Genomic DNA, 218 nt, shown 5'->3' with positions numbered 1-218 from the left:
CGCACCATGCCGCCGACGAGCCGCTCGTGATAAACACCAACACCCTGCGTGTGCTTGAAGGTCGCCATGGCCCGTCGAAGCTGGTCGGCCTCACTCGGCGTAAAGCCGGCGGCGACAATCGCCACGCGCATCGCCTGTTCCTGGAAGAGTGGAACTCCGAGCGTGCGGCCGAGGACCTTTTTCAGTTCGTCCGGATCGCCATGCTGAGGGGAGGGGCC

1 protein-coding gene is annotated in these 218 nt (G+C 65.1%); it reads right to left on the bottom strand.

Translation table 11 applies throughout. The annotated features are described in order from the left end of the window. The coding region (locus GSQ83_RS12275) for a hypothetical protein (RefSeq protein WP_158803191.1) at positions 1-218 on the bottom strand (218 nt) is incomplete at both ends.

It is taken from the genome of Acidisoma sp. L85, from assembly GCF_009765865.1.
Lineage (GTDB): Bacteria > Pseudomonadota > Alphaproteobacteria > Acetobacterales > Acetobacteraceae > Acidisoma.
Note: the sequence above shows the minus strand (reverse complement) of the source record. Positions and strands in the feature narration are given on the sequence as shown.